The sequence below is a fragment of the Vibrio sp. sp1 genome (genome assembly GCF_016920955.1).
In the GTDB taxonomy this organism is placed as follows: domain Bacteria; phylum Pseudomonadota; class Gammaproteobacteria; order Enterobacterales; family Vibrionaceae; genus Vibrio; species Vibrio alginolyticus.
Map to the genome: position 1 here is coordinate 192,697 of NZ_CP060590.1, position 21,791 is coordinate 214,487.

Annotated in this window: 22 protein-coding genes; 9 read left to right on the forward strand and 13 right to left on the reverse strand. The window is 44.6% G+C overall.

Going from position 1 to position 21,791, the window contains the following annotated elements:
• The first annotated feature begins 179 nt into the window (after nucleotides 1-179).
• On the forward strand, nucleotides 180-1,079 hold the full coding sequence (locus tag H9L11_RS16355; RefSeq protein WP_205391279.1) for a LysR family transcriptional regulator: 900 nt from the start codon (nucleotides 180-182) through the stop codon (nucleotides 1,077-1,079).
• Here the strand turns inward: H9L11_RS16355 and H9L11_RS16360 are convergent.
• Together H9L11_RS16360 and H9L11_RS16365 are read right to left on the reverse strand one after the other, a co-directional pair.
• Nucleotides 1,047-1,391 (reverse strand): DUF5329 family protein, encoded by a 345-nt coding sequence (locus H9L11_RS16360; protein ID WP_033906240.1) that lies wholly within the window; start codon nucleotides 1,389-1,391, stop codon nucleotides 1,047-1,049. The two genes, H9L11_RS16355 and H9L11_RS16360, sit on opposite strands and share 33 nt — an antisense overlap.
• 95 nt (nucleotides 1,392-1,486) lie before the next feature.
• A complete protein-coding gene (locus H9L11_RS16365) occupies nucleotides 1,487-2,500 on the reverse strand; it encodes an MBL fold metallo-hydrolase (protein ID WP_033906239.1) in 1,014 nt (337 codons plus the stop codon).
• Nucleotides 2,501-2,655: 155 nt separating this feature from the next.
• On the opposite strand from H9L11_RS16365, the gene H9L11_RS16370 reads away from it, so the two are divergent.
• The 3 genes from H9L11_RS16370 (at nucleotide 2,656) to H9L11_RS16380 (ending at nucleotide 4,999) form a co-directional block, all read left to right on the forward strand.
• Nucleotides 2,656-3,270 (forward strand): TetR/AcrR family transcriptional regulator, encoded by a 615-nt coding sequence (locus H9L11_RS16370; protein ID WP_005374222.1) that lies wholly within the window; start codon nucleotides 2,656-2,658, stop codon nucleotides 3,268-3,270.
• A 329-nt stretch (nucleotides 3,271-3,599) separates the two neighbouring features.
• Nucleotides 3,600-4,505, forward strand: coding sequence for a 30S ribosomal protein S6--L-glutamate ligase (rimK, locus tag H9L11_RS16375; RefSeq protein ID WP_005374224.1), 906 nt, complete (start codon nucleotides 3,600-3,602; stop codon nucleotides 4,503-4,505).
• A 65-nt stretch (nucleotides 4,506-4,570) separates the two neighbouring features.
• Nucleotides 4,571-4,999: a RimK/LysX family protein gene (locus H9L11_RS16380; RefSeq protein WP_005384193.1), complete on the forward strand. Its 429-nt coding sequence runs from the start codon at nucleotides 4,571-4,573 to the stop codon at nucleotides 4,997-4,999.
• A 66-nt stretch (nucleotides 5,000-5,065) separates the two neighbouring features.
• Here H9L11_RS16380 and H9L11_RS16385 read toward each other — a convergent pair whose 3' ends face one another.
• Nucleotides 5,066-5,791, reverse strand: a complete 726-nt coding sequence (locus tag H9L11_RS16385) for an MBL fold metallo-hydrolase (RefSeq protein WP_033906547.1) — start codon at nucleotides 5,789-5,791, stop codon at nucleotides 5,066-5,068.
• 311 nt (nucleotides 5,792-6,102) lie between these two features.
• Between H9L11_RS16385 and speA the strand changes: the two genes are divergently transcribed.
• The 4 genes from speA (at nucleotide 6,103) to H9L11_RS16405 (ending at nucleotide 13,038) form a co-directional block, all read left to right on the forward strand.
• The gene (speA, locus tag H9L11_RS16390) at nucleotides 6,103-8,025 is read left to right on the forward strand and encodes an arginine decarboxylase (protein ID WP_102970217.1); all 1,923 of its coding nucleotides are present in this window, start codon (nucleotides 6,103-6,105) and stop codon (nucleotides 8,023-8,025) included.
• A gap of 1 nt (nucleotide 8,026) precedes the next feature.
• Nucleotides 8,027-8,947 (forward strand): agmatinase, encoded by a 921-nt coding sequence (gene speB, locus H9L11_RS16395; protein ID WP_033906238.1) that lies wholly within the window; start codon nucleotides 8,027-8,029, stop codon nucleotides 8,945-8,947.
• 409 nt (nucleotides 8,948-9,356) lie between these two features.
• Nucleotides 9,357-10,562, forward strand: coding sequence for a multidrug efflux MFS transporter EmrD (gene emrD / locus H9L11_RS16400; RefSeq protein ID WP_205391280.1), 1,206 nt, complete (start codon nucleotides 9,357-9,359; stop codon nucleotides 10,560-10,562).
• A gap of 310 nt (nucleotides 10,563-10,872) precedes the next feature.
• Nucleotides 10,873-13,038, forward strand: coding sequence for a S9 family peptidase (locus H9L11_RS16405; protein WP_082245213.1), 2,166 nt, complete (start codon nucleotides 10,873-10,875; stop codon nucleotides 13,036-13,038).
• A 218-nt stretch (nucleotides 13,039-13,256) separates the two neighbouring features.
• On the opposite strand, the gene H9L11_RS16410 is transcribed toward H9L11_RS16405, so the two are convergent.
• The 10 genes from H9L11_RS16410 to H9L11_RS16455 form a co-directional block, all read right to left on the reverse strand.
• The gene (locus tag H9L11_RS16410) at nucleotides 13,257-14,306 is read right to left on the reverse strand and encodes a porin (RefSeq protein WP_005374238.1); all 1,050 of its coding nucleotides are present in this window, start codon (nucleotides 14,304-14,306) and stop codon (nucleotides 13,257-13,259) included.
• 215 nt (nucleotides 14,307-14,521) lie between these two features.
• Nucleotides 14,522-15,391: a zinc ABC transporter substrate-binding protein gene (locus H9L11_RS16415; protein ID WP_205391281.1), complete on the reverse strand. Its 870-nt coding sequence runs from the start codon at nucleotides 15,389-15,391 to the stop codon at nucleotides 14,522-14,524.
• Between the two features lie 22 nt (nucleotides 15,392-15,413).
• Nucleotides 15,414-16,289 carry a metal ABC transporter permease gene (locus H9L11_RS16420; RefSeq protein WP_005393560.1) on the reverse strand — a complete coding sequence of 292 codons (876 nt, stop codon included), beginning with the start codon at nucleotides 16,287-16,289 and terminating at the stop codon, nucleotides 15,414-15,416.
• On the reverse strand, nucleotides 16,289-17,017 hold the full coding sequence (locus H9L11_RS16425; protein ID WP_205391282.1) for a metal ABC transporter ATP-binding protein: 729 nt from the start codon (nucleotides 17,015-17,017) through the stop codon (nucleotides 16,289-16,291). Before H9L11_RS16425 ends, H9L11_RS16420 begins: the two co-directional genes overlap by 1 nt.
• Entirely contained in the window at nucleotides 17,017-17,943 is a 927-nt protein-coding gene (locus tag H9L11_RS16430; protein WP_005374249.1) for a zinc ABC transporter substrate-binding protein, read from the reverse strand. Before H9L11_RS16430 ends, H9L11_RS16425 begins: the two co-directional genes overlap by 1 nt.
• A 22-nt stretch (nucleotides 17,944-17,965) precedes the next feature.
• Nucleotides 17,966-18,517 (reverse strand): DUF6162 family protein, encoded by a 552-nt coding sequence (locus tag H9L11_RS16435; protein ID WP_137282880.1) that lies wholly within the window; start codon nucleotides 18,515-18,517, stop codon nucleotides 17,966-17,968.
• Nucleotides 18,514-18,834 carry a hypothetical protein gene (locus H9L11_RS16440; RefSeq protein ID WP_005374251.1) on the reverse strand — a complete coding sequence of 107 codons (321 nt, stop codon included), beginning with the start codon at nucleotides 18,832-18,834 and terminating at the stop codon, nucleotides 18,514-18,516. The genes H9L11_RS16435 and H9L11_RS16440 overlap by 4 nt, the downstream gene beginning before the upstream one ends.
• A 42-nt stretch (nucleotides 18,835-18,876) precedes the next feature.
• Nucleotides 18,877-19,707 carry a DUF4198 domain-containing protein gene (locus H9L11_RS16445; protein WP_005374252.1) on the reverse strand — a complete coding sequence of 277 codons (831 nt, stop codon included), beginning with the start codon at nucleotides 19,705-19,707 and terminating at the stop codon, nucleotides 18,877-18,879.
• Nucleotides 19,708-19,722: 15 nt separating this feature from the next.
• Nucleotides 19,723-20,262 carry a DUF2271 domain-containing protein gene (locus tag H9L11_RS16450; protein ID WP_017635538.1) on the reverse strand — a complete coding sequence of 180 codons (540 nt, stop codon included), beginning with the start codon at nucleotides 20,260-20,262 and terminating at the stop codon, nucleotides 19,723-19,725.
• A gap of 21 nt (nucleotides 20,263-20,283) precedes the next feature.
• Nucleotides 20,284-20,913, reverse strand: coding sequence for a PepSY-associated TM helix domain-containing protein (locus H9L11_RS16455; protein WP_021035904.1), 630 nt, complete (start codon nucleotides 20,911-20,913; stop codon nucleotides 20,284-20,286).
• 379 nt (nucleotides 20,914-21,292) lie between these two features.
• Here H9L11_RS16455 and H9L11_RS16460 point away from each other — a divergent pair, with 379 nt between their 5' ends.
• Nucleotides 21,293-21,781 carry a hypothetical protein gene (locus H9L11_RS16460; protein WP_042523421.1) on the forward strand — a complete coding sequence of 163 codons (489 nt, stop codon included), beginning with the start codon at nucleotides 21,293-21,295 and terminating at the stop codon, nucleotides 21,779-21,781.
• The last annotated feature ends 10 nt before the right edge of the window (nucleotides 21,782-21,791 follow it).

A 21,791-nucleotide genomic window follows, 5' to 3' on the forward strand; every position in this document is an offset into this window, starting at 1 on the left:
TAGCTGGATTGCTGCGAAAAAGAATAAGCCCCGTCTGGGAAACCAGGCGGGGTTTTATTTTGTCTGTAATGTATTGATAGCGATTCATCTTTATCGTTTAAGTCTTCTCTGTTTTCATAAAACACCGTGCTATCATTTTCTTTACGTCTCCCAACAAAGCTCTCAGAAAATCACACACTATGCTTAATCCTGTTTGGTTACATACATTTAAGACATTGATTGAAGTCGGTCATTTTACGCAAACGGCAGAAAAACTTTTTATGACTCAGCCTGGCGTCAGCCAACATATCAAAAAATTAGAGCAAAGTTGTCAGCATGCCTTGATCAAGCGCGAAAACAAAAGCTTCGAATTAACCGAACAAGGCAGGATTGTCTACGCATATGCGCTCGAGTTAGAAGATAGAGAGAAGAAGCTGCTCGAAGAGCTCAGTTTTGATGATGCATTTTCAGGCCACTGTAAACTGGCTTGTTCTGGTGCAATGGCGTTAATGTTGTATGGGCCCATTTTGGAGAAGCAAAAACAGCACCCGAGCTTATCGTTACATTTAGAAGCCGCGCCAAATCAATCTATTCTCAACGCCATAACGCAAGGGCACATTGATATTGGTATCGTGACTGATGTTCCCAACAAAGGTCTGTTTCACAGTGAGCGAATTGGTAAAGAGAGGTTGTGCTTGGTTCTGCCAAAGCAACATCAAAATAAGCAGATAACGCCACAACTCTTGCATGACTGTGGTGTCATTAGCCACCCTGATGCCGAGCATTACATGACGCTGTTTTTTGACCAATGTGAAGAACCACAGCTCCAAGAAATTAAGATGAGCGATTTACCATTATCCGGCTACGTAAATCAGTTGAGCCAAATTTTGCTGCCTGTCAGCAAAGGACTTGGCTTCACCGTGCTGCCTCAAAGTGCGGTCGACAATTTTCCACTAAAAGACACGTTATACATTGCTCAACTGAAAAACACTGTATGTGAAGAGCTATTTCTGGTTCGTAAGCGCAGTCGTGCTCTACCTCTGCGCTATCAGACCATCAAAGAAGTGTTATTGGATGTGATCGGTGGCGCGCATCAATGATGTTAGCCACTCTTCGCTGGTAATGCGTTCCTCTTGGCAATCCACCCAATATGGTTTGCCAGATAACCAGCTCTTTGACGCGACCTCTTTTATAAACACATCCACGGAATCAACGTCATCTTTGGCGTAATCCCATTTATTACGCATGTGTTCTGCCGCTTCTTGATTAGTGTACGCCTTGCCGTTGCGGATAAAGGTGCAAGAGGATTGCTCAACTCGTTTTATCAACGTCGAGATATCTTGCTCTACCCCTGCTAGTGCAAAGGTAGGCAGAATGCTTAATGTAAGTAACAACGTCCACTTTGCTTTCATCGCACCTTTATCCTTATCCCTGACCACGTAACTACTAATAGTAACTACTGATAAGTGACTTAACTATTCTGGTGTTTGGCTGTTTAGCTCAGCAATTATTGCCACCATGCCTTAGCAGGCTGAGGCTCCGCAATCGCCAAGCGTTGACCAATCTCAGGGCTCACCAACGTAACACCGCGCTCTTCACTGATGTCTAACGCACGTTGCATTGGCTCATTCCAATCGTGCATTGATAAATCAAACGTGCTGTTATGGATCGGCATCATCACTTTGCCCTGCACATCGATGTGTGCTTGAACGCTTTGCTCTGGGAACATGTGAATGTCTGACCAGAGTTCATTGTACGCACCTGTTTCAATCATGGTGAAGTCAAACGGACCGTACTTTTCGCCAATCTCTTTAAAGCCATTGAAGTAACCAGAGTCACCACTGAAGAACACTTTGTGTTGTTGTGCATTGATAACCCAACTGCCCCACAGCGTCGTATCGCGGTCTGTCAAACCTCGACCAGAGAAATGCTGAGTCGGAGTTAGTGTATATTCAATGCCGTCAACAGAGTGTGACTCCCACCAGTCTAGTTCGATCACTTTCTCTTTGGGTACACCCCAATTCACCAGTAATTGGCCTACTTTTAACGGCACCAAGAAAGTGCCCACCTTGTCGCCTAGCACTTTAATAGAAGCTTTATCTAGGTGATCGTAATGGTCATGACTGATCACCACCACATCGATAGTTGGCAAATCTTCTATCGTGATGGGGGTTTGGTGAAAGCGTTTTGGCCCTGCCCATTGTACAGGAGACGCGCGATCACTGAATACAGGGTCGGTCATTACCAGTTTTCCATCGAGCTTCATTAATACGCTTGAATGACCCAGACGATAGATGACGTCATCTTGCTCTTCTAACAGTTGCCGCGCTGTGATCGCATGCACTGGAATTTCAATCGTTGGTGTTGGGTTAAGGCGCTCAGTCGTAAAATACGCTTTCATGATTTCGAACATGTCGCCCAAACCGCTTTTGTATTCCAACTCTATGTTTGAAAATTTGTCCGGGTATGTTGGCGCTTTTTCAGTATCAACATTAGAACAAGAAATCATTGATGTACCCATCGCGAACGCTCCTACTGTGGCTAGCAAAGTTTTTTTCATAAAAAGTTAACCCGAACAAAAGTAAACTACACGGTGCAGTTTACATTCTAATTATCAAAAGTAAACTACTTAGTGTAAAATAGATCAAGAAATGATCTTCTTAACTTAGCAAGCTTATGAATGTAAAAAGAAAAAGTCGTAGCGAAACCAAAAGAGAAGCCATCCTGTGCGCAGCAAAGCAAGCGTTCCAAGAGTTTGGGGTGCAAAACACCAGCATGGATAAGCTCTCTGCTATCGCGCAAGTCTCTAAGCGCACGGTCTACAACCATTTCCCTTCTAAAGAAGCGATCGTGACAGAGTTACTAACCGAACTATGGCGTTCTTCAATGATGGATAGCGACATTGAACGTTTACCAACACTCCCGCTAAAAGATCAATTGATTGAATTACTCTACAGCGAGATCATTGTGGTGACGGAACCAAACTATATTGAGCTGGCAAAAGTGGCATTTGGGCACTTCTTATTTAAGCCGGAAGATCTCAAAGAACAAGCAGAACAAATGTCGAAACAGGAAACCGCCCTGTACCGCTGGCTTACTGAGAAATCGAACAGTGGCGCTTTGCAAATTGATGATGTACATATAGCGAGCACTCAATTGCACAACTTACTTAAAGGCAGTGCATTCTGGCCGCAGTTAATGGGAATTCGCCCCTCTTTGTCGAATGAAGAATCTAGGCTGTTAGCTACCCAAACGGCGGAACTTTTTTTAAGTCACTATCAAAACAGCTAAAAACAGCGGTCAAATTGGCCGCTTTTTTAAGCGATAATTCGTGACAAAGCGATGAAATTTTTGCTCAATTTTATTTATCTCACCCTTGACAGTCTCATACCGCAAGGCGTGAGCGTTCGATAAAATATTTTTGTCGTGTCGACGATGCTTTTTCGTTTTCATCTCACAAAAAAACGCCCTAAGGTGCGCACCTCTGACGACGTGGTTGTTCAACCACAATTCTAAATCGTTGAAGTAAGTAGGTTATGTCATAACATGATCACCTGCCTACTGCATTCTATGCTCTATACTTATATTTTAATTTGGTACTGACTTACTAAGGAATTGCCATGCGTATTGCTATTCTCTCTCGTAATGAGAATTTATATTCAACCATGCGCCTAAAACAGGCGGGTGAAGAACGTGGGCATCAAATCGATGTGATCGACACGCTTCACTGTTATATGGACATTACGAGCAACAACCCTAAGATCCGCTACAAGGGTGAAGAATTACCGCAATACGATGCTGTTATTCCACGTATTGGGGCATCTATTACGTTTTACGGCACTGCTGTTGTACGTCAGTTTGAAATGATGGGTACATTTTGTGTCAACGAATCTGTCGCGATCAGCCGCTCTCGTGACAAGTTGCGCTCATTGCAACTGCTATCACGTAAAGGCATCGGTTTGCCACGCACTGGCTTTGCTCACCATCCTGACAACATTCAGGACGTGATCAAAAACGTTGGTGGCGCACCTCTAGTAATTAAATTGCTAGAAGGCACTCAAGGCATTGGTGTTGTACTTGCTGAAACAAATAAAGCGGCAGAAAGCGTGATTGAAGCTTTCATGGGTTTGAAAGCTAACATCATGGTGCAAGAATTTATCGAAGAAGCAAAAGGCGCGGACATCCGTTGTTTTGTTGTCGGAAATAAAGTAATAGCCGCAATGAAGCGCCAAGCAAAAGAAGGTGAGTTCCGTTCTAACCTTCACCGTGGCGGCTCTGCACAACTCGTGCGTTTGAGCAAAGAAGAGCGTGCGACCGCTGTAAATGCTGCGAAAGTGATGGGCTTGAACCTTTGTGGTGTGGATATCCTTCAATCTAAAAATGGCCCAGTGGTAATGGAAGTGAACTCTTCCCCTGGTCTAGAAGGCATCGAACTAGCAACGGGTAAAAACATTGCAGGTATGATCTTCGATTTTATCGAGAAAAACGCTAAGCCAAATTCAAACCGTACTCGCGGTAAAGGTTGATTTTTGTTTAACGCACAAGAGAGCCAAAAAACGGCTCTCTTGTTACTCGTCGCTAGGATGACACTGTGAATCAGAAAATGATCATTGGGAATGCCGAAGCTATTTGCTTGCCAGAGTTAGGGATTACTCACCTTGAAGCGCGTATTGATACAGGCGCTCAAACCTCTTCATTACATGTAGACAATATTGATTGCTTTGAAAAAGATGGTCAGTCTTATGTTGCATTCGATCTGCACCCAGATGTATACCATTTAGAACAAGTGGTTCGCTGCACAGCGAAACTAAAAGCAAACCGTAAGGTTAAATCTTCTAACGGTACTTTTGAGCACCGCTGCGTGATCACGACGATGCTGCGTATGGGCGACCAACAATGGCCAATCGACATTACGTTGACTAACCGTGAAAAAATGACTTACATGATGTTGTTAGGTCGTCAAGGCATGGCAGACAAAGTGCTCGTTGATCCTAGCCAATCTCACTTATTGGCATCTTAACCCCGTAGCTTCAGATGAGTGATCGAACGTTTTTGTTGAGCATCACTCGTCTGGCTTTATCTTCGCCTACTTCCTACGAAATAACGCAAACAACAATCCCTTCGCTTTAACTTTTGTCACTCGCCAGTGCGTCATTGGCTTAGTCGGCGCTGTATTCAAAATGTGCTGATACGCTTTTTCATCCAAAGTCACCTCTCCCCCATGTGCCAGAAGCAAACATTGCGGATTCATCTCAAACACACGCTTTAATGATTGCCGATATTGATTCGGATGAAATATGGGAAACGGCGCAATCAGATGCTTTTTCACCTGCACCATTAAATCCGCCACATACAGCACATCTTGTTCAGAATGATAAACCGACAGATCTCGATCAGTATGCCCTAGCGTTTCTAGCACCTGCCAATCATCAAATCCAGGAATAAACTCTCCATCAATAAGTTCAATATCTGGCTTTAACTTGCGGGAATACCACAGGTTTTGCTTTGGTTTACGCATCCGATTCGCCATCCAGCGTGCTAACATTAAATCGGTCAAATGCATTAGCCAACCGTCTACACCGCTATACCACTGGCTCTCTCGCTTTGCGGCCAATAGCTTACATCCTGTTAAATCACGTAGTTTGTGCGCACCACCAGCATGGTCTGGATGCATGTGGGTCACAACAACCAACTTTAGGTCAGAAAAAGGACGATGGAGTTGATGTTCAATAAAGTCTTTAAGATGAGGGATGTCTGCTCGACTGGCACCATCAAGCAACAATAATTTATCGGAATATTCGGCGAGATACATGGTCTGAATGTACCCCTGAATTCTGTGCAGCTGCAAAATATGTCCTTATTTTAGTGAGATGCTTCATGACCGAATCCTTACTGGTCAGACCAACTATAACAGCAGAATGGACGCTTCGGTAAACAAATATTCACACGTAGCGACGACAACAAATCATAATCGAGATGATAGATTTTAATCATTAGACTCAAGGGCCCTTTTATCCGTTAATGCGCGCACACGGAGTTCGTGTCAGGGTATGAGGTAAATACCTCATGATTTGCTTTTTTGTACTTTTCCTTCTAATTAATTAAGGAGTTAAGTACATTTTTGTGAGAATCGAGTTGGAAAAAGCAACTAAATTAGACCGCATCCGCGCGGACTACAACGTTCACTACTGGAGCCAAGGTTTCTACGGCATTGATGACCAAGGCGAAGTATATGTATCACCACGTAGTGATCGTGCACATCAAATCCCTTTCAGCGCTATTGTAAATGAGCTAGAAGCGAAGCAGTTAAATCTGCCTGTATTAGTACGCTTCCCGCAAATCGTGCACCAACGTGTGCATGGTATTTGCCACGCATTCAACCAAGCAATTGAAGAATACCAATATCCAAACAAATACTTGTTGGTGTACCCAATTAAAGTAAACCAACAACGTGAAGTGGTGGATGAAATTCTAGCGAGCCAAGCTCAACTAGAAACCAAGCAGCTTGGTCTTGAAGCGGGTAGCAAGCCAGAATTGTTGGCGGTACTTGCATTGGCTCAACAAGGTAGCTCCGTGATCGTGTGTAATGGCTACAAAGACCGTGAGTATGTGCGTCTTGCACTGATCGGTGAAAAGCTGGGTCACAAGGTATTCATCGTACTAGAGAAGCTTTCTGAGCTGGATCTGGTACTAGAAGAAGCGAAAAGTTTGGGCGTAAAACCGCGCCTTGGTTTACGCATTCGCCTCGCCTCTCAAGGCGCAGGGAAATGGCAAGCAAGTGGCGGTGAAAAATCGAAGTTTGGTTTATCAGCATCGCAAGTGCTTAGCGTTATTGAACGTCTTAAACGCGAAGGCAACCTAGACGCGATGCAACTGGTTCACTTCCACCTTGGTTCACAGATGGCAAACATCCGTGATGTACGCAATGGTGTGAACGAGTCTGCACGTTTCTACTGCGAACTACGCGCACTCGGTGCAAACATCGAGTACTTCGATGTGGGCGGCGGCTTGGCAGTGGATTATGACGGCACACGCAGCCAATCATCGAATTCGATGAACTACGGCCTTGCAGAATACGCACGTAATATCGTCAACACAGTGGGCGATGTGTGTCTGCAATACGAACAACCAATGCCAGTGATCATTTCGGAATCGGGTCGCTCGCTAACAGCGCACCACGCTGTATTGATTTCTAACGTAATTGGTACCGAATCGTACCTACCGGAAGAAGTACATGAGCTTGATGATGACGCTCCGCTTTTACTACAAAACATGTGGCGAAACTGGGAAAACTTACAAGATGGTACAGACGCTCGTGCGTTAATTGAGATTTACAATGATACCCAAAGTGATTTGGCAGAAGTGCACTCTCAATTTGCTACAGGCGTGCTTAACTTGGAACAACGTGCGTGGGCAGAACAATTGTCACTGCGCATTTACTTCGAATTAAGCCGCAAGATGAGCACTAAGAATCGCTTCCACCGTCCGATTCTGGACGAGTTGAGCGAACGTCTTGCGGATAAGTTCTTCGTGAACTTCTCGCTCTTCCAATCTCTACCAGATGCTTGGGGTATTGATCAGGTGTTCCCTGTTCTGCCACTTTCTGGTCTTGGCGAGGCGGAAGAGCGTCGTGCAGTGATGTTGGACATCACATGTGACTCTGATGGCGCGATCGATCACTACGTTGATGGTCAAGGCATCGAGAGCACGCTACCTGTACCAGCTTGGAGCAAAGACAAACCGTACCTAATGGGCTTTTTCCTAGTAGGCGCATACCAAGAAATCCTTGGTGACATGCACAACCTATTTGGTGATACCCACAGTGCTGTAGTCAATGTTGATGAACACGGTCAATTTGAGATCAGTTACATCAACGAAGGTGATAGTGTAGAAGACATGATGCGCTACGTTCATATCGACGTGGATGCGATTCGTGACAATTATAAACAATTGGTTTCACAGCGAGTTGAAGCCAATGAACAAGCACAAATCCTAGCAGAACTAGAACAAGGTCTAGCAGGATACACCTATTTAGAGGACTTCTGATATGAATGATTTGTTTACTAAAACTGATTATTCGCTTTACTCCAACTCTATGTCGTTTTTACGTCTGCCGTACATTCGTAACCCGGTATCGGCAGACGCAGACGTTGTGGTGTTGGGAGTCCCTCTGGACATGGCAACATCTGGTCGTCCAGGTGCGCGTATGGGTCCAGATGCAATTCGCCGTGCCTCAGTCAACTTGGCATGGGAAGGTAAGAAGTACCCTTGGAGCTTCAACGTATTGGATAAACTGAAAGTGATCGACGCAGGTGATCTCGTGTTCGATTGCGGTGATGCGGAAGATTTTACTTACCGCCTTGAAGCGGCAACCAGTGAAATTCTAAAAAGTGGTAAAACCATGTTGGGATTGGGCGGTGACCACTTCATTACGCTACCTATCCTGCGTGCCTATGCGAAGCATCATGGCCAAATGGCGTTGATTCACTTTGATGCTCATACGGACACCTATGCAAATGGCAGTTCATACGACCACGGTACGATGTTCTACCATGCGCCGAAAGAAGGTTTGATCTCAGCGAAGAACTCAATACAAATCGGCATTCGTACGGAGTACAAACAGCAAGATCACGGCTTCAATGTGATTAATGCGATGCAAGCGAATGACATGTCGGTGAACGAGATCCTAGAAGAAATTCGTCGCACCGTCGCAGACAAGCCAGTGTATGTTACTTTTGACATCGACTGCTTAGACCCGGCCTTCGCACCGGGAACTGGTACACCAGTTTGTGGTGGCTTGAACTCAGACAAAGCGCTGAAAATTATTCGTGGTTTAGCCGGCATGAATATCGTGGGTATGGATGTTGTCGAAGTATCGCCTCCATACGACCACAGTGATGTTACCGCACTAGCGGGAGCAACCATCGCACTAGAAATGCTTTACGCATACGCATCTGAGCGCGAATAGACATAATCATTTCTAAGGGAGCTTCGGCTCCCTTTTCTTTCTGATGCCTTCCTCTACCTTTTATTCACTCGTTTCATCTTGAACTCAGATCAACCGAGCAGACGCTTTATTTTTGCACTTTAACCATTAAAACCAGTTACCTATAAGGCTCATACTATTCACGAAAAGCAAAAGATTTAACGTAAATAGACAAAGAAATGCACCTCTTTTTGAAAACAAAATCGGATTAGTTTTTCTAATTGAAATCATAGATTTTTATCTTGCTCGACTTCACAGTTTTCGATTGCTAATTATACAAGCAAGCACTATTATCTCGCGCAAATACCCCCGCAACACAAGAAGTCAGTTGGCACTCTGTAAAAGAGCGCTAAGGGTTTTTACGTCTTAAATTTTTTGGAGAGATACGCAAATGTCTGCTTCGTTTCCATTAGCGAAACTTACCTTTTTAATCGCTATATTGACTGCCGTGGGTCAAATGACCCAGACAATGTACGTGCCTTCAATCGGTCATATGGCGGGCGAGTTTTTGGTATCTGCGTCATCACTTCAAGCTGTGATGGCTTGTTACCTAATCCCATATGGCTTGTCGCAATTTGCGTATGGCACACTATCGGACCGCTTGGGACGCAAACCGATCATCATCGTCGGGCTGCTTATCTACATCGCGGGTACACTGGTAGCATTATTTGCACATCAATTTGAATGGTTCTTGATTGGTAGCTTTATCCAAGGCTTAGGTATTGGCTGCGGCGGTGCGATGTCACGCACTCTGACTCGCGATTGCTTTGAAGGCTCTGATCTACACAGAGCAAACAGCTTAATTAGCATGTGTGTGATTTTCTCACCATTAATGGCACCAGTATTAGGCGGTTACCTAACAGAAGCTTTCGGATGGCGGTCGAGCTACTTGTTCTTAGCGCTATTTGCTATCGCGGTTGTGATCACCATGATGACAAGCATGATGGAGACGCTACCAAAAGAGAAACGCAAATTCGAACCAGTAGCCAAAAGCTACAAACACGTTTTGTCTGACCGTCGCTTTCAAGGCTTTTTGATTTGCCTGGTTGCAACATTCGCTGGTGTGGGTGTATTCGAAGCGGCGGCTGGGGTGTTGTTAGGTGGGGTATTAGAATTACCTGCAACAACGGTAAGTTTGCTGTTTATATTGCCGATCCCAGGTTACTTGGTGGGTGCAGGCTTATCTAGCTACATCGCAAGACATCGCTCTGAGCGTCGTGCTCTAAATGTAGGCTTGGTCTCTATTTTTGTAGGCTCTGCTATTGTGCTCATCCCAGGCTTGTTTGGTTTAACCACGGCATTAACGCTGGTTGGAGGCGCAACCGTGTATTTTTTGGGTGCGGGTATTCTCTTCCCAGCAGCAACAACTGGAGCGATTGCGCCATTCCCATACCATGCAGGAACAGCAGGCGCGACATTGGGTGGCATGCAAAACTTGGGGGCAGGTGTCGCAACTTTGCTCGCGTCACTATTTCCAGCGCATAACCAGATGCCTTTGGGCATTTTGATGATGGCAATGTCGGTAATTGCAATGCTTGGGTTAATGTGGGTGAATCGAGCACACAATCACTCAAACGAAGTACCGCAAGTTATCTGATCATTATCAGCTTACTTTCAAAATCCAAAAGGGACACACTCAACAAGTGTGTCCCTTTTTTCATATCACACTATATCGATTTCCCGATGAGAATGATTTAACTTTCGAATTGATATTTGTTAAAAATAACAGCTGCTTACACAATGTGTTTTCAGCTCCCTTCAAATTGAGTATCCAACTCGAAATATTGAGGATTCTCACTTTTTCGGTATACCCCATAACAAAGAATGGACAACTGAAAACCACTAACAAAATGAAAGCCCAGCCCTCAGGATGAGGCCACTTGGGTGTACAATAAGGATAAAATCAGATGCGTTTCACTTTAACTACGTTGGCCGTCTCGGTCGCGCTTGTCGCCGGATGCAGCAATCAAGGAATCCCCAGCATGACTCAATACTCCCAAACACAGATCGTTGCTCAACAAACTCAAGCTCCGGTTGCGAAAAAAGTCCCTCACTCGATGACTATTCATGGCGATACCCGCGTTGATAACTACTACTGGATGCGTGACGACGAACGTAAAGACCCTGAAATTTTACAGCACCTAGAGAAAGAAAATCAGTACGCAGAAACCGTTCTAAAGCACACTGAAACACTTCAAGATACGCTATTTGAAGAAATTAAAGGGCGCATCGCAAAAGACGACAACTCAGTACCGGTTCGTAAAGGCAACTACTTCTACTCCAGTGAAGTGACCGGAGATAACGAGTACGAAGTCCATTTGCGAGCTAAAGACTTTGCAGGCAAAGACAAACAAATCATTTTAGATGTCAATGAACTAGCAAAAGAACATGAATTTTTCAGTATCGGCGGCCTATACGTTAGTCCGAATGAAAACTTATTGGCGTATGGCGAAGATACATTAAGCCGCCGCGTGTACACCCTTAAGATCAAAGACCTGACAACAGGCAATTACCTACAAGATGAAATCGAAGGGGCCTCAAGCGCTGTCGCATGGCAGAACGATAACAACGCCTTTTACTACATCAAAAAAGATCCACAGACCTTATTGGGCTACCAAGTTTATCGTCATGTATTGGGCACACCACAAAGCAGCGATGAGCTGATTTTTGAGGAAACCGACAGCGCCTATTACACCTCACTAAGCAAAAGCAAAGATGGCGAAGATATTTATATCTGGCATTCGAGTACAGAAACCAGTGGGGTCTCTATTATTGATGCGAACAACCCTAAAGCAAAGGCGAAACCGTTCTATCCTCGTGAAGATGGCATTGAATACAGTATTTCTAAGCTAGGCGATTGGTACTACATTTATACTAACTATCAAGCCGTCAACTTCCGTTTGATGAAAGTTCATCAAAATGACATGCATGACCGCTCTAAATGGCAAGATGTGATTGCGGCAGACAACAACACTCAACTTGTCGACTTCGAGTTATTCGATGATCACATCGTCTATGAGCAGCGCTCTAACGGCCTAGCAAGCGTCACTGTACGTCAGCTTTCAACAGGAAAAGAATTCCCCCTCACATTTAATGACGATGCGTTTGCTGCCTATTTGACAGGTAACCTAGAGCTGGATAACGAGAAAGTTCGTATTTATTACAGCAGTTTAACCACTCCAGGAACCTACTACGATTTCGATCTAAAAACGGGCGGGTCAGAAGTCATGAAGCAAACACCTGTACTTGGTGATTTTAATCCTAACAATTACCAATCAGAACGCATCATGGTCACAGCCCGTGACGGTAAAGAAGTACCCGTTTCTTTGGTGTATCGTAAAGACTTATTTAAGAAAGATGGTACAAATCCACTCTACCAATATGGTTATGGATCTTATGGCGCAACCATTGAGCCAACTTTCCGCTCAACACGTTTGAGTCTATTGGATCGCGGCTTTGTTTACGCCATTGCTCATATTCGTGGATCTGAAATGCTTGGCCGCCCTTGGTATGAAGACGGTAAAAAACTAACCAAGCAAAACACATTCAACGACTTTATTGATGTGACTAAAGGTTTGGTTGAACAAGGCTACGGCGCGAAAGATAAAGTCTTCGCTGTTGGTGGCTCTGCAGGAGGTCTCTTAATGGGGGCTATCATCAACCAAGCACCAGAACTGTACCGCGGTATCGGTGCACATGTTCCGTTTGTGGACGTGGTAACCACCATGCTCGATGAATCGATTCCATTGACCACCAATGAGTATGATGAATGGGGTAACCCAAATAACAAAACATACTATGACTATATGTTGAGTTACTCGCCTTACGACAACATCAAGGCGCAAAACTACCCGAACATGTTGGTAACGACTGGCTTGCACGACTCTCAAGTACAGTACTTTGAACCAATGAAGTGGGTCGCCAAACTTCGTGAAATGAAGACAGACGATAACGTCTTGTTGTTCAAAACCGATATGGAAGCCGGACACGGCGGCGCATCTGGTCGATTTAAGCGCTTAAAAGAAGATGCGCTAGAGTATGCCTTCTTCCTCGATTTACTCGATAAAAAATAAGCGTATTAATAGAACTGCATCTCTTCTAACAACAAAAATGCCCGCAAGTTGCGGGCATTTTTTATAGACGCACTCTCTAAACAAAGAGTGGGGTTACCTAAGCACAGAATGACTAGCGTCTCTTATAGCCAAAGGATAGCAGAAAGAAAAACGCCTACTCACAACGAGTAGGCGTTAACACAATAAATGTGTTTAGGCAGTAGAAACTGGCCTATTTATTAGAAGTAGTAACGAGCACCTAGAGTCCAGTAGTCGTTCTCTTCATTGTTGTAGTCGTTACCTAGGTCAAACTGGTAACCAGCGAAAGTAACGAATGCAGGAGTTACTGCGTACTCTGCTTGTAGCGCAGTTTCGCTTGAAACTGTCTTGTTGTCTTTGTCGTCTTCTACACCTTCGTAGTTAACGCTGAACGTCCAATTGTTGACTCCGTACGCTAGTAGGCCCTCAATCTGAGTAGTTTCTTCACGCATCTCGTAGAAGTATTCGTTCATGCCGTATACAACAGCTGCGTACAGACCAGAGCCATACTCACCGTAATTTACAGAAACAAGGTGTGATTCAGCAGTTTTAGTACCTAGACCAGAATTCTCAACATCACCGCCGCTGTATACGTAGCCTAGACCAAAGCCCGCAACAGAGCCGCTCAGTGCGATTTGACCACGTTGGTCATACTTGCTGCCTTTAGAAACGTATTCTGGAAGACCTGTGTTAGGGTTTTGTTGTAATGATAGGCCTCTATCATCATTTTCACCTTGCCAACCAAGACCTAGGTTGAAAGCAAAACCTTCGCCAAACTCAAAGCTTTTACGGTAGCTGATCATTTTTTCAGCACGACCAGTACCTAGATTGTTGTGATTGTCGTACAAAAAGTCGTTCGCGAACGCGATTGGTAGATCCGCAACGCCAGCGACATCGTAGTACGGAGACCACTGTGTACCTCCCACTAAACGGCCAAACTGCTGGTGGGTCGCGCCGATGTAGCCCAAACGAGTTGAAAACGACTGGCTACCACCATTTAGGTAGTTAAGTGCCCATTCGCCTTTAGCGTCGATAGTGATACCGTTGCCAATGTCTTTCTTGCCCGCAACATTGATACGTGGAGACACTTGGTGAACTTTTACTTCTTCTTCGAAATACTCACCCACGCCAACTGAAACGTGACCGCCGATCGATAAAGATGTACCATCGCTGTTGTAAACTTCTGCTGCGAAGGCCTGTGAACCACATGCTAGTGCCGCCACTGCAACGGCTAGAGTTTTCATTTTCATTGTTAACATCCGTATAGTTGTTTGTACCGGTTCGCTTAGAAACAGATTAAATCCGAATCAATCGCAACGAACACATAACAAAGTAGTAATGAAATAGAAATGAAACAAACACTTTCTTATGCAACCAGTGGTATCAATGCTCACATTTTGAGCTTAATCACAAAAAAATAGGGAACTTTTCACTCCCCATCATAAAATCTGTGGCTTTTTACGTGTCACATCTCCCAACGTGCGAGTGGCTTCTCAGTTTTGATACCGTTACTGCCCCAGCGGTCAATAACATCAATTTGCAGTATGCGGCTCGGTTTAATAAGCGATGTCAAGGTTTTCGACGGTCGTTTATCCGTCACTAACCATAGCGTTTTATCTTGTTCAAACTGAGCTTTTAAAGATAATTTGTCTTCTTCTGTCCACTCAAGTTCCGGCTTAAATTCGCGCCCAACCACAAACAATTGGTTGCCAGAGGCAAAGTCCTCTAATGACTCACTCATCAGTACCACTGAATCGATGCCTTTATCGAAGATCTCTGCCTGTTGTTGGTTGATCAGTTCACGCACATTGAGCATAAGAGCCTGTTGATTCGTTTGAATCGTCTTTTGGTGTTCAGGATATACACGTTGTAGATCCTCTCCAACAATACCCGCCATTCGGATTAAGTTTGTAGGGTTCAGCCATGCGTACTTCGATGTTGACCCGTTTTCCAATGTCAGTACTGCAACTCCTTGAGCTCTAGGAGAAATGGCCTGCGATGCATCGATTTCAATCAAGTGAATGTTGCCCTGTCGAGCGTAAACATAAGTCGGGTCTTGTTTCCAAATCGCACCAAGAGTAATAGCAACCGTCGCGGCTTGACCCGCTTGCTTAACTTGCTCTGTACCTTTATTTGCGAACCAGTTCTCAAGACGCTCAACGCCGTAACGCTTTGGAGGCAGATACTGAGTCTCTATCCCTGTACCTTTCATGAGTTGCTCAGACAACATGTACGTGACGGGAGTGCTGGTTAAAATGTCTTTGGCGCTTGCCAACGATGGAAGTGTTGTCGCTATAACCAAACCAAAAGTTATCGCTAATTTTTTTATCTTCATGTTCATTACTTTATAAAAAGGGTTACGCTTTTTGGATAATTCGGTAAACCGTTGCTGTTAGGAAAAATGCCGCAGAAACAATGATGATGGATGCGCCTGATGGCACTGGTAGCTCAAGCTCCATCGGCAGTATGGTTCCTACTAAACACGCAATGGTTGCCAATAAAGAAGAAAGGAGAACAAAACTGCCCATGCGTTTAGTCAATAACCGAGCCGTTGCACCAGGAATCAGTAGCAATGCACCAACCAATACCGCGCCAATAATCTTTACCGCGGCGATGGTGACCAAGGTGATCATCATGACAAATAAGTAATCATAAAAGCTGGTATTAAAGCCGCGTACACGTGCAATATCCGGGCTAATACAAGTCAGCAAAATGCGGTTAAACGTTGGAATAAGAAGCAGTAATATGATCAAACAACTGATCGCTAAAATAAGGATATCGTTGTCCGTCACAGTCAAGATCGAGCCAAACAACACGTTCTCCAACATGTGAATGTTGATCTTGCGAGCAACGTACATTAACAGCGCAGCACCAACCGCTAACGCTAGTGCAAGAAAAACCCCAACCAGTGTGTCGTAAGGTACATTCGTACGATTACGAACAAAGTGAAGCAACAGCGCAAAAATCATACAAAAGCTAAACAATCCGATGATCGGATTCTCTGGCGGCTCACCGAGCAACACACCAATCGCGATTCCGGTAAGCGCAGCATGCCCAACCGCTTCAGAGAAAAAAGCCAGTCGCTTGGCGATGACTAATGTACCAAGACCACCAAGTAATGGTCCTAATATCAGCGCTGCAACAATTGCGTTCACCATGAAAGCATAAGAAAAGCTATCGCTTAACCATCCAGCTTCAACGCCGCTAACCGCTAACTCTCGCAACCAATCCATTATGCAGCCTCCACTTTTGCTGTGTAGTGCTTGAATAATGTTTCTATACGATCAGGACTTAGTACATCTGAATGGTGCCCTGACGCCACAATTTGACGATTTACAACATGGACCTGCGCATCTAAACGGCGCACTGCGGTCACGTCATGGTGTACTGCCAGTACCGTTTTGCCTTCTCCAACGACTTCATGAATCAAACCTTCAAGATATCGAACACCTTGCTCATCCATGCCAGTTGTAGGTTCGTCTAAAACCAATAAATTGGGCTCATCCAGTAAAGCTTGCGCAAACAAAACACGCTGTTGCTCACCGCCAGAGAGTTGCCCCATACGACGGTCGCTACGCGTTGCCATACCCACGCGATCCAGCTGGGCCAGGGCATGTTGAGTTTGTTTCGTTTTACGTCGCCAAAATAGAGGGATACGGGTTTGGTTAAGCAGTACAAAATCCATCACGGTTAACGGGAGGCTTGCTTCAAACATCGCTTTTTGTGGCACATACCCTATCTTCCCCGATGCAGCTGATGGCTCTGGCCAATTGAGTGCAATGTTTCCCGAAAACGGCGTAAGTCCAAGTACCGAACGAAGCAAAGAAGTTTTCCCACCACCATTCGGTCCCATAATCACGTGACATTTCGCGCTCTCGAATTCGGCGCTGATGTTCTGCAAAATGATATTGTCGGCGTATTTTAGGCCCACGTTACTTAAGGAAACGGAAGGTCCAGTCATTACGCCTTTTCCCCTGCTCGCTTACTCGCCACAAATTTCATGGCTTCGATTAGTGTTTCCACATTATCTCGCATCTCAACCTCGACTTTATCAGCCTCATACTCACCGTGAGTCATGTGAGAAAAGCGATAAAGCTGCACCCCAGTCGCCTCTTCGATGGTATCAACAAAGCGATTCGGCATATTGAGCTCATAAAACAGCACATCAATGCCCGATTCACGAATTTTCTCTATCGTTTCCTGTAGCTGACTTGCACTTGGTTCTACACCATGAGCAGGCTCAATGACAGCGGCAACGTCAACACCAAACTCCTGAAGGATATATCCGTAAGCATTGTGGGTTGTCGCCACCTTCATACCAGCCGTGTCCAACTCACCAAGAGACAACATTGCATCACGCTTCATCAGGCGAAATGTTTTTGCGTATTTACGGGCATTTTGGCGATAGAACGTAGCATTGTCTGGGTCCAATTGGCTTAGCTCACTCGCGATGGTGTAAACCTTTTGAATGGTTGTTGATAAACCGACAAAGGTGTGAGGGTTCACTGCTCCTTGACCAACAGACTGCCCCATAGCAGGCAATAAAGGCACTTCTTTGTTCGCTTCGATAACCACGAGATCATCACGCTGAGAAGCCTTGATCACTTTCAGTGCAAAATCGTCATGACCAATACCATTGATCACTATTACGTCCATTTCATTTAAGCGCTTAAGATCATTAGGTTGTGGCAAATAGTTGTGAGGATTAAAACCAGCATCAACCAAAGGAACGATGTCCGCCTTCTCACCAACAACGGCTTTAACATAGCTGTAATAAGGTTGAAGCGTAATACCAATACTGAGTTTATCGGCAGCAAAGCCAGTAGAAGACACCGTCAATAACGCGGTGGCTGTAAGAATACGACGTAAAAGAGAGCGTTTGATCATAGTACTTATCAATTATGTTGTCTTAATGGGCGTGAGAGTGGGAAGAAGAGTCTGACAGAATGATTTGTTTCCAGCCGAAATCGTGGCGTTTAGCTAGATCGCTTAGTCCCTCCACATTTAACGAACGGCTAGAATCATTAAACCAAATATCAGCTTGAGAACTGCGGCTATCCAACAGCATGGAAGCAGAGCCTTGGGCACTGGTCTTCACGCCAATGTAGACACCGTCATCAATTCGTTGCCACTGATGAGAACCTTTACGCTTCCAGTTTTGGTCTTTCACGAATGGAGCAATCCAAAGCGCCTCCATATCAGAGATCTCAGGCCAAGTTCCGGTATCTAACTGCAAATCACGAATCTCTTCATGAGCGAGCTTAAGTTCAGCGATCAACCCCAACTCGTTTTGATGTAAATCCGTGATTAACACTTGATGAGACTGCATGTCTGGCTTTTCAGTCGCGACCTGATGGTAGGGCATAAGTATGGCTGCTGAACTGAGAATCGCTGCGATTGTCAGTGCGACCCACTTTCCTTCTCGGTTACCATTATCAGGGCGAACTTTCTGAACGCTCATTTCTCTTTCAGCTCAACGATATCCACTTCCACCGGGCTTTCATGTCCGGCATCAAATACCAAATAGAAATCTGTTTCAGGGTGAGTAAATTCTGCGATGGAACGCTTATCTGTTTTTTCTTTGGCGATCAGATTGTCGTCGTAATCGTACATTTCGACATCGTAGTCGACCGCTGTCGATCCATCCGAGTAGCCCGCTTCACAAATCACTTTATCTTGCGCCAAGTGACAGCTCATCAGAGGAAAATGTGCAGCAGCGTGAAAGGACGCAAATCCAGAAAAAAGCAAAACCGCTTTTAGAAGAGAAGTGTTATTCATGATAATTCCAAAATGGCCCAGCAATTGCTGAGCCTAATTCGATTAGTTAAGTTGAGTTTCAAACGTAAGATGAACATTGGCACTCGCTTTATCCGCCAATGGATTATCTTTTAATTCACCTTTGTAGTTCGCTTTCATTAAGTAGCGCCCAGCGACTTCTGGCGTGAAGATCACTTTGCCATCTTTATCGCTCACCACATCGATTTGTTCTTGATGGTTTCGGTACATGGTACCTTCACGTGTAATCTCAGCAGTAACGCCCTCTTGTGGCTCTCCGTTAAAGAAAAACTGGAAAGTCACAGGCTCACCTTCAATGATGTCCGATGGATGCGTGATCGGTTTCATCTCCAGCATTTTGCCTTCAATCTCCAACGCTTTGTCCGTTGGCATACCAACCGTAATGTAGCTTTCTGCTCGGGTGTAACTTAGTTGAGTAACCACATCACGCGCTTGCTCAGGAAGCACGTCACCACGCTCAGCTTTGTTTGCTCGCGCCCATTTCACCGTATCACGACGGCCCGCTTTGTATTGTGTGTAGTAGCTCGGCTGATTATTAATCGCGACTTTGTGCGTGCCTTCTTCTGTAAAAAAGAAATCAAACATAGAGCGACGCTTGCCACGAACAACAAAGTTAGGACGCTCAGAGCGGCCATCCGGCATCACCACAAATGCCTGATCACTACCCGCAGGCTTATCAAAAACAAACGTTCCGTGAGAGGCAGTAACATCAAATGTCAGCCAGTCACCGCCTTCTTTAGAAACCGTAAAGTGAGAGGGCAGAACCCAACGTGGATGTGCTTGTGCGGTGGTGGTTACAGCCAATCCCATTGCCATTACACTCGCCAATGCCACTGCTTTCATTTTGGTTTTCATTGTTGTGTCCTTTAATCACTTAACTTGATAATTGACGGTGATGACACCCGTCTCTTGTGTTGGTTTAAGCTCATAGCGCACGTCACTGTCCGCTAGCGTTATTTTTTGACGTAAGTAGTTTCGCCCACCGTGTTCACGAACGACCTCGACGTACAACGTGTAATTTCCTTGTTCCAAACGCTCCCCTGCGTCATTGGTTCCATCCCAGACAAAGCGGTATTGACCAGCAGGACGTGTTGCAGAAGTCACCGCATCAACAAGTTCACGATCATAACGACCCGCTTTTCTCCACCAGCTGCGTAGATCTTTTAACCATTCGTCTTTCCCTACCCATAACTGAATGGTTTTAACCGGTTTACGCTGATCGTTTTCAACCCAAACCGCCACATAAGGGCGTGCATACATTGAGGTATCTATCTTTGGAAGTTCGAGTTCGAAGTCGACCTTCGCGTTATCTGGTAGAGGCGCCGCGGAAAGAGAGAAAGGAGTAAAAGCCGCGATCAAAGCGGCTTTACAAAAGTGATTACGGCGGAAAAACCTTCCTGTGTTCAACATAAGTGTTCTCTAAAAAAGCTGTTATGGAACAGCAACAAAATAAATTACGAGCGACAGTAACGTACCAAAGCTCATCCATTGCATTGACGTTCTGAGCGTCTTCTTCTTAGGCAGTAACAAGCACACGCCTGTAAGAACAAAAAACACCATCAAAAGCGCAGTGACGTCGATAAACCACTTCCAAATCCCGCCACTGTTGCGTCCTTTATGTAGATCGTTCAGCAGCGCAACAATACCGTAGTGCGTCGTTTCAACATCAGCCGCACCAGTAGTCATATCAATAAAGACCGTAGCGTTATAACCCGGGCCTTTAAAATCCATAGAAAGCTCTCCGAGTAACAACTCACCTTGCTCAACTTCGGTATACACATCTAGTGCGGAAGGAGTGCCGCGAAGCTCGGTTTCTTTAGTCAAGAAAGCTACCAGTTCTTCACGATTAGGTTGAAAGGTATCTGAATGTGAGAATAGAACTGAGTGCGGAACCGTCAGAGTATGTTGTTGAATGATAGGTTCACTGCGTTCAAACAATTCGGGGCGATTGAGGGTAATACCAGTTACTGCAAAAAACAGCGTAACTAAGAGAAGAGCCATCGAAATATAGATATGTAGGCGGCGAGCCCAAGTTTGAACACCTTTGCTTTTAAGCAACATAGAAACAATCATCACCAATAAATGTGGGGCATAATTTAGGTGATAATCATTCGTATTGGCATTTAATTTACATTGTTTACTTTTTCAATTCAGCTTGGCTTGCACATGTTTTAGCTATTTGGGCCAATGCGAGTTACCGATTGCCTACCCTCTAGATAATAACCCTATCAATTTTAATGACTCAAAATTTAATGATATTTCCAATACTAAAAAGTGGGATAGACTCCACCAAAATGCGCCTTTATGTATATTTAATGAAAAGCTTAAAAACTATCCATAAACTAGATAAAAAAGGTAAGCTAAGAAGTTAGTGTAGGGTTAGATAGAGAAGATTTTCTGATGCTAGCCAAACGTTATGGTGTAGTTCAGAAGGAAAAATATGAACAAGAATGTTGGAATAATTCTCTTATCACTTTTCTCAAGTGTCACTTTCGCAAGTGAAAAGTTTGAAGCCAGTTTGTTTAACAACGTAAGCCAATCTATCGATAATTATGGTGCTAAGATAAAGCTGTGCGAATCTATGGCAGACCAGAATACACCTGACAAACAAACCCTAGAGTATTCAAAGAAGCATATAGAAGCATTAACTCCTGTTCTGCCGTTTTTAAGCGAGAAAGCTTTTGAGGCTTGTGTATTAAAAGAGAAGCAAGAGCTAGCATATTATCTATTAATAGCAAAAAATAACGCTTCAAGAACCTCAACATTAAAGCTTGTAGAATCGACTGAAAGCCTAACTTTTCATATCGAACCTACATCGAGAGAAAAGTTTGAAACACTGAGCAAGGTACATCAAGAATACATAGAGAAAAGCCCTTTTTTCTCCCGACCATTTGATGCATTAGCTTTTTATGAAAAGCTCATACAATAAATAGCCTTTA

Excerpts from the sequence above, each read along its gene's own strand:
- H9L11_RS16355 (WP_205391279.1), top strand. The coding sequence starts at position 180 with ATGCTTAATCCTGTTTGGTTACATACATTTAAGACATTGATTGAAGTC.
- H9L11_RS16360 (WP_033906240.1), bottom strand. The coding sequence starts at position 1,391 with ATGAAAGCAAAGTGGACGTTGTTACTTACATTAAGCATTCTGCCTACC.
- H9L11_RS16365 (WP_033906239.1), bottom strand. The coding sequence starts at position 2,500 with ATGGGTACATCAATGATTTCTTGTTCTAATGTTGATACTGAAAAAGCG.
- H9L11_RS16370 (WP_005374222.1), top strand. The coding sequence starts at position 2,656 with ATGAATGTAAAAAGAAAAAGTCGTAGCGAAACCAAAAGAGAAGCCATC.
- rimK (WP_005374224.1), top strand. The coding sequence starts at position 3,600 with ATGCGTATTGCTATTCTCTCTCGTAATGAGAATTTATATTCAACCATG.
- H9L11_RS16385 (WP_033906547.1), bottom strand. The coding sequence starts at position 5,791 with ATGTATCTCGCCGAATATTCCGATAAATTATTGTTGCTTGATGGTGCC.
- speB (WP_033906238.1), top strand. The coding sequence starts at position 8,027 with ATGAATGATTTGTTTACTAAAACTGATTATTCGCTTTACTCCAACTCT.
- emrD (WP_205391280.1), top strand. The coding sequence starts at position 9,357 with ATGTCTGCTTCGTTTCCATTAGCGAAACTTACCTTTTTAATCGCTATA.
- H9L11_RS16405 (WP_082245213.1), top strand. The coding sequence starts at position 10,873 with ATGCGTTTCACTTTAACTACGTTGGCCGTCTCGGTCGCGCTTGTCGCC.
- H9L11_RS16410 (WP_005374238.1), bottom strand. The coding sequence starts at position 14,306 with ATGAAAATGAAAACTCTAGCCGTTGCAGTGGCGGCACTAGCATGTGGT.
- H9L11_RS16415 (WP_205391281.1), bottom strand. The coding sequence starts at position 15,391 with ATGAAGATAAAAAAATTAGCGATAACTTTTGGTTTGGTTATAGCGACA.
- H9L11_RS16420 (WP_005393560.1), bottom strand. The coding sequence starts at position 16,289 with ATGGATTGGTTGCGAGAGTTAGCGGTTAGCGGCGTTGAAGCTGGATGG.
- H9L11_RS16425 (WP_205391282.1), bottom strand. The coding sequence starts at position 17,017 with ATGACTGGACCTTCCGTTTCCTTAAGTAACGTGGGCCTAAAATACGCC.
- H9L11_RS16430 (WP_005374249.1), bottom strand. The coding sequence starts at position 17,943 with ATGATCAAACGCTCTCTTTTACGTCGTATTCTTACAGCCACCGCGTTA.
- H9L11_RS16435 (WP_137282880.1), bottom strand. The coding sequence starts at position 18,517 with ATGAGCGTTCAGAAAGTTCGCCCTGATAATGGTAACCGAGAAGGAAAG.
- H9L11_RS16440 (WP_005374251.1), bottom strand. The coding sequence starts at position 18,834 with ATGAATAACACTTCTCTTCTAAAAGCGGTTTTGCTTTTTTCTGGATTT.
- H9L11_RS16445 (WP_005374252.1), bottom strand. The coding sequence starts at position 19,707 with ATGAAAACCAAAATGAAAGCAGTGGCATTGGCGAGTGTAATGGCAATG.
- H9L11_RS16450 (WP_017635538.1), bottom strand. The coding sequence starts at position 20,262 with ATGTTGAACACAGGAAGGTTTTTCCGCCGTAATCACTTTTGTAAAGCC.
- H9L11_RS16455 (WP_021035904.1), bottom strand. The coding sequence starts at position 20,913 with ATGTTGCTTAAAAGCAAAGGTGTTCAAACTTGGGCTCGCCGCCTACAT.
- H9L11_RS16460 (WP_042523421.1), top strand. The coding sequence starts at position 21,293 with ATGAACAAGAATGTTGGAATAATTCTCTTATCACTTTTCTCAAGTGTC.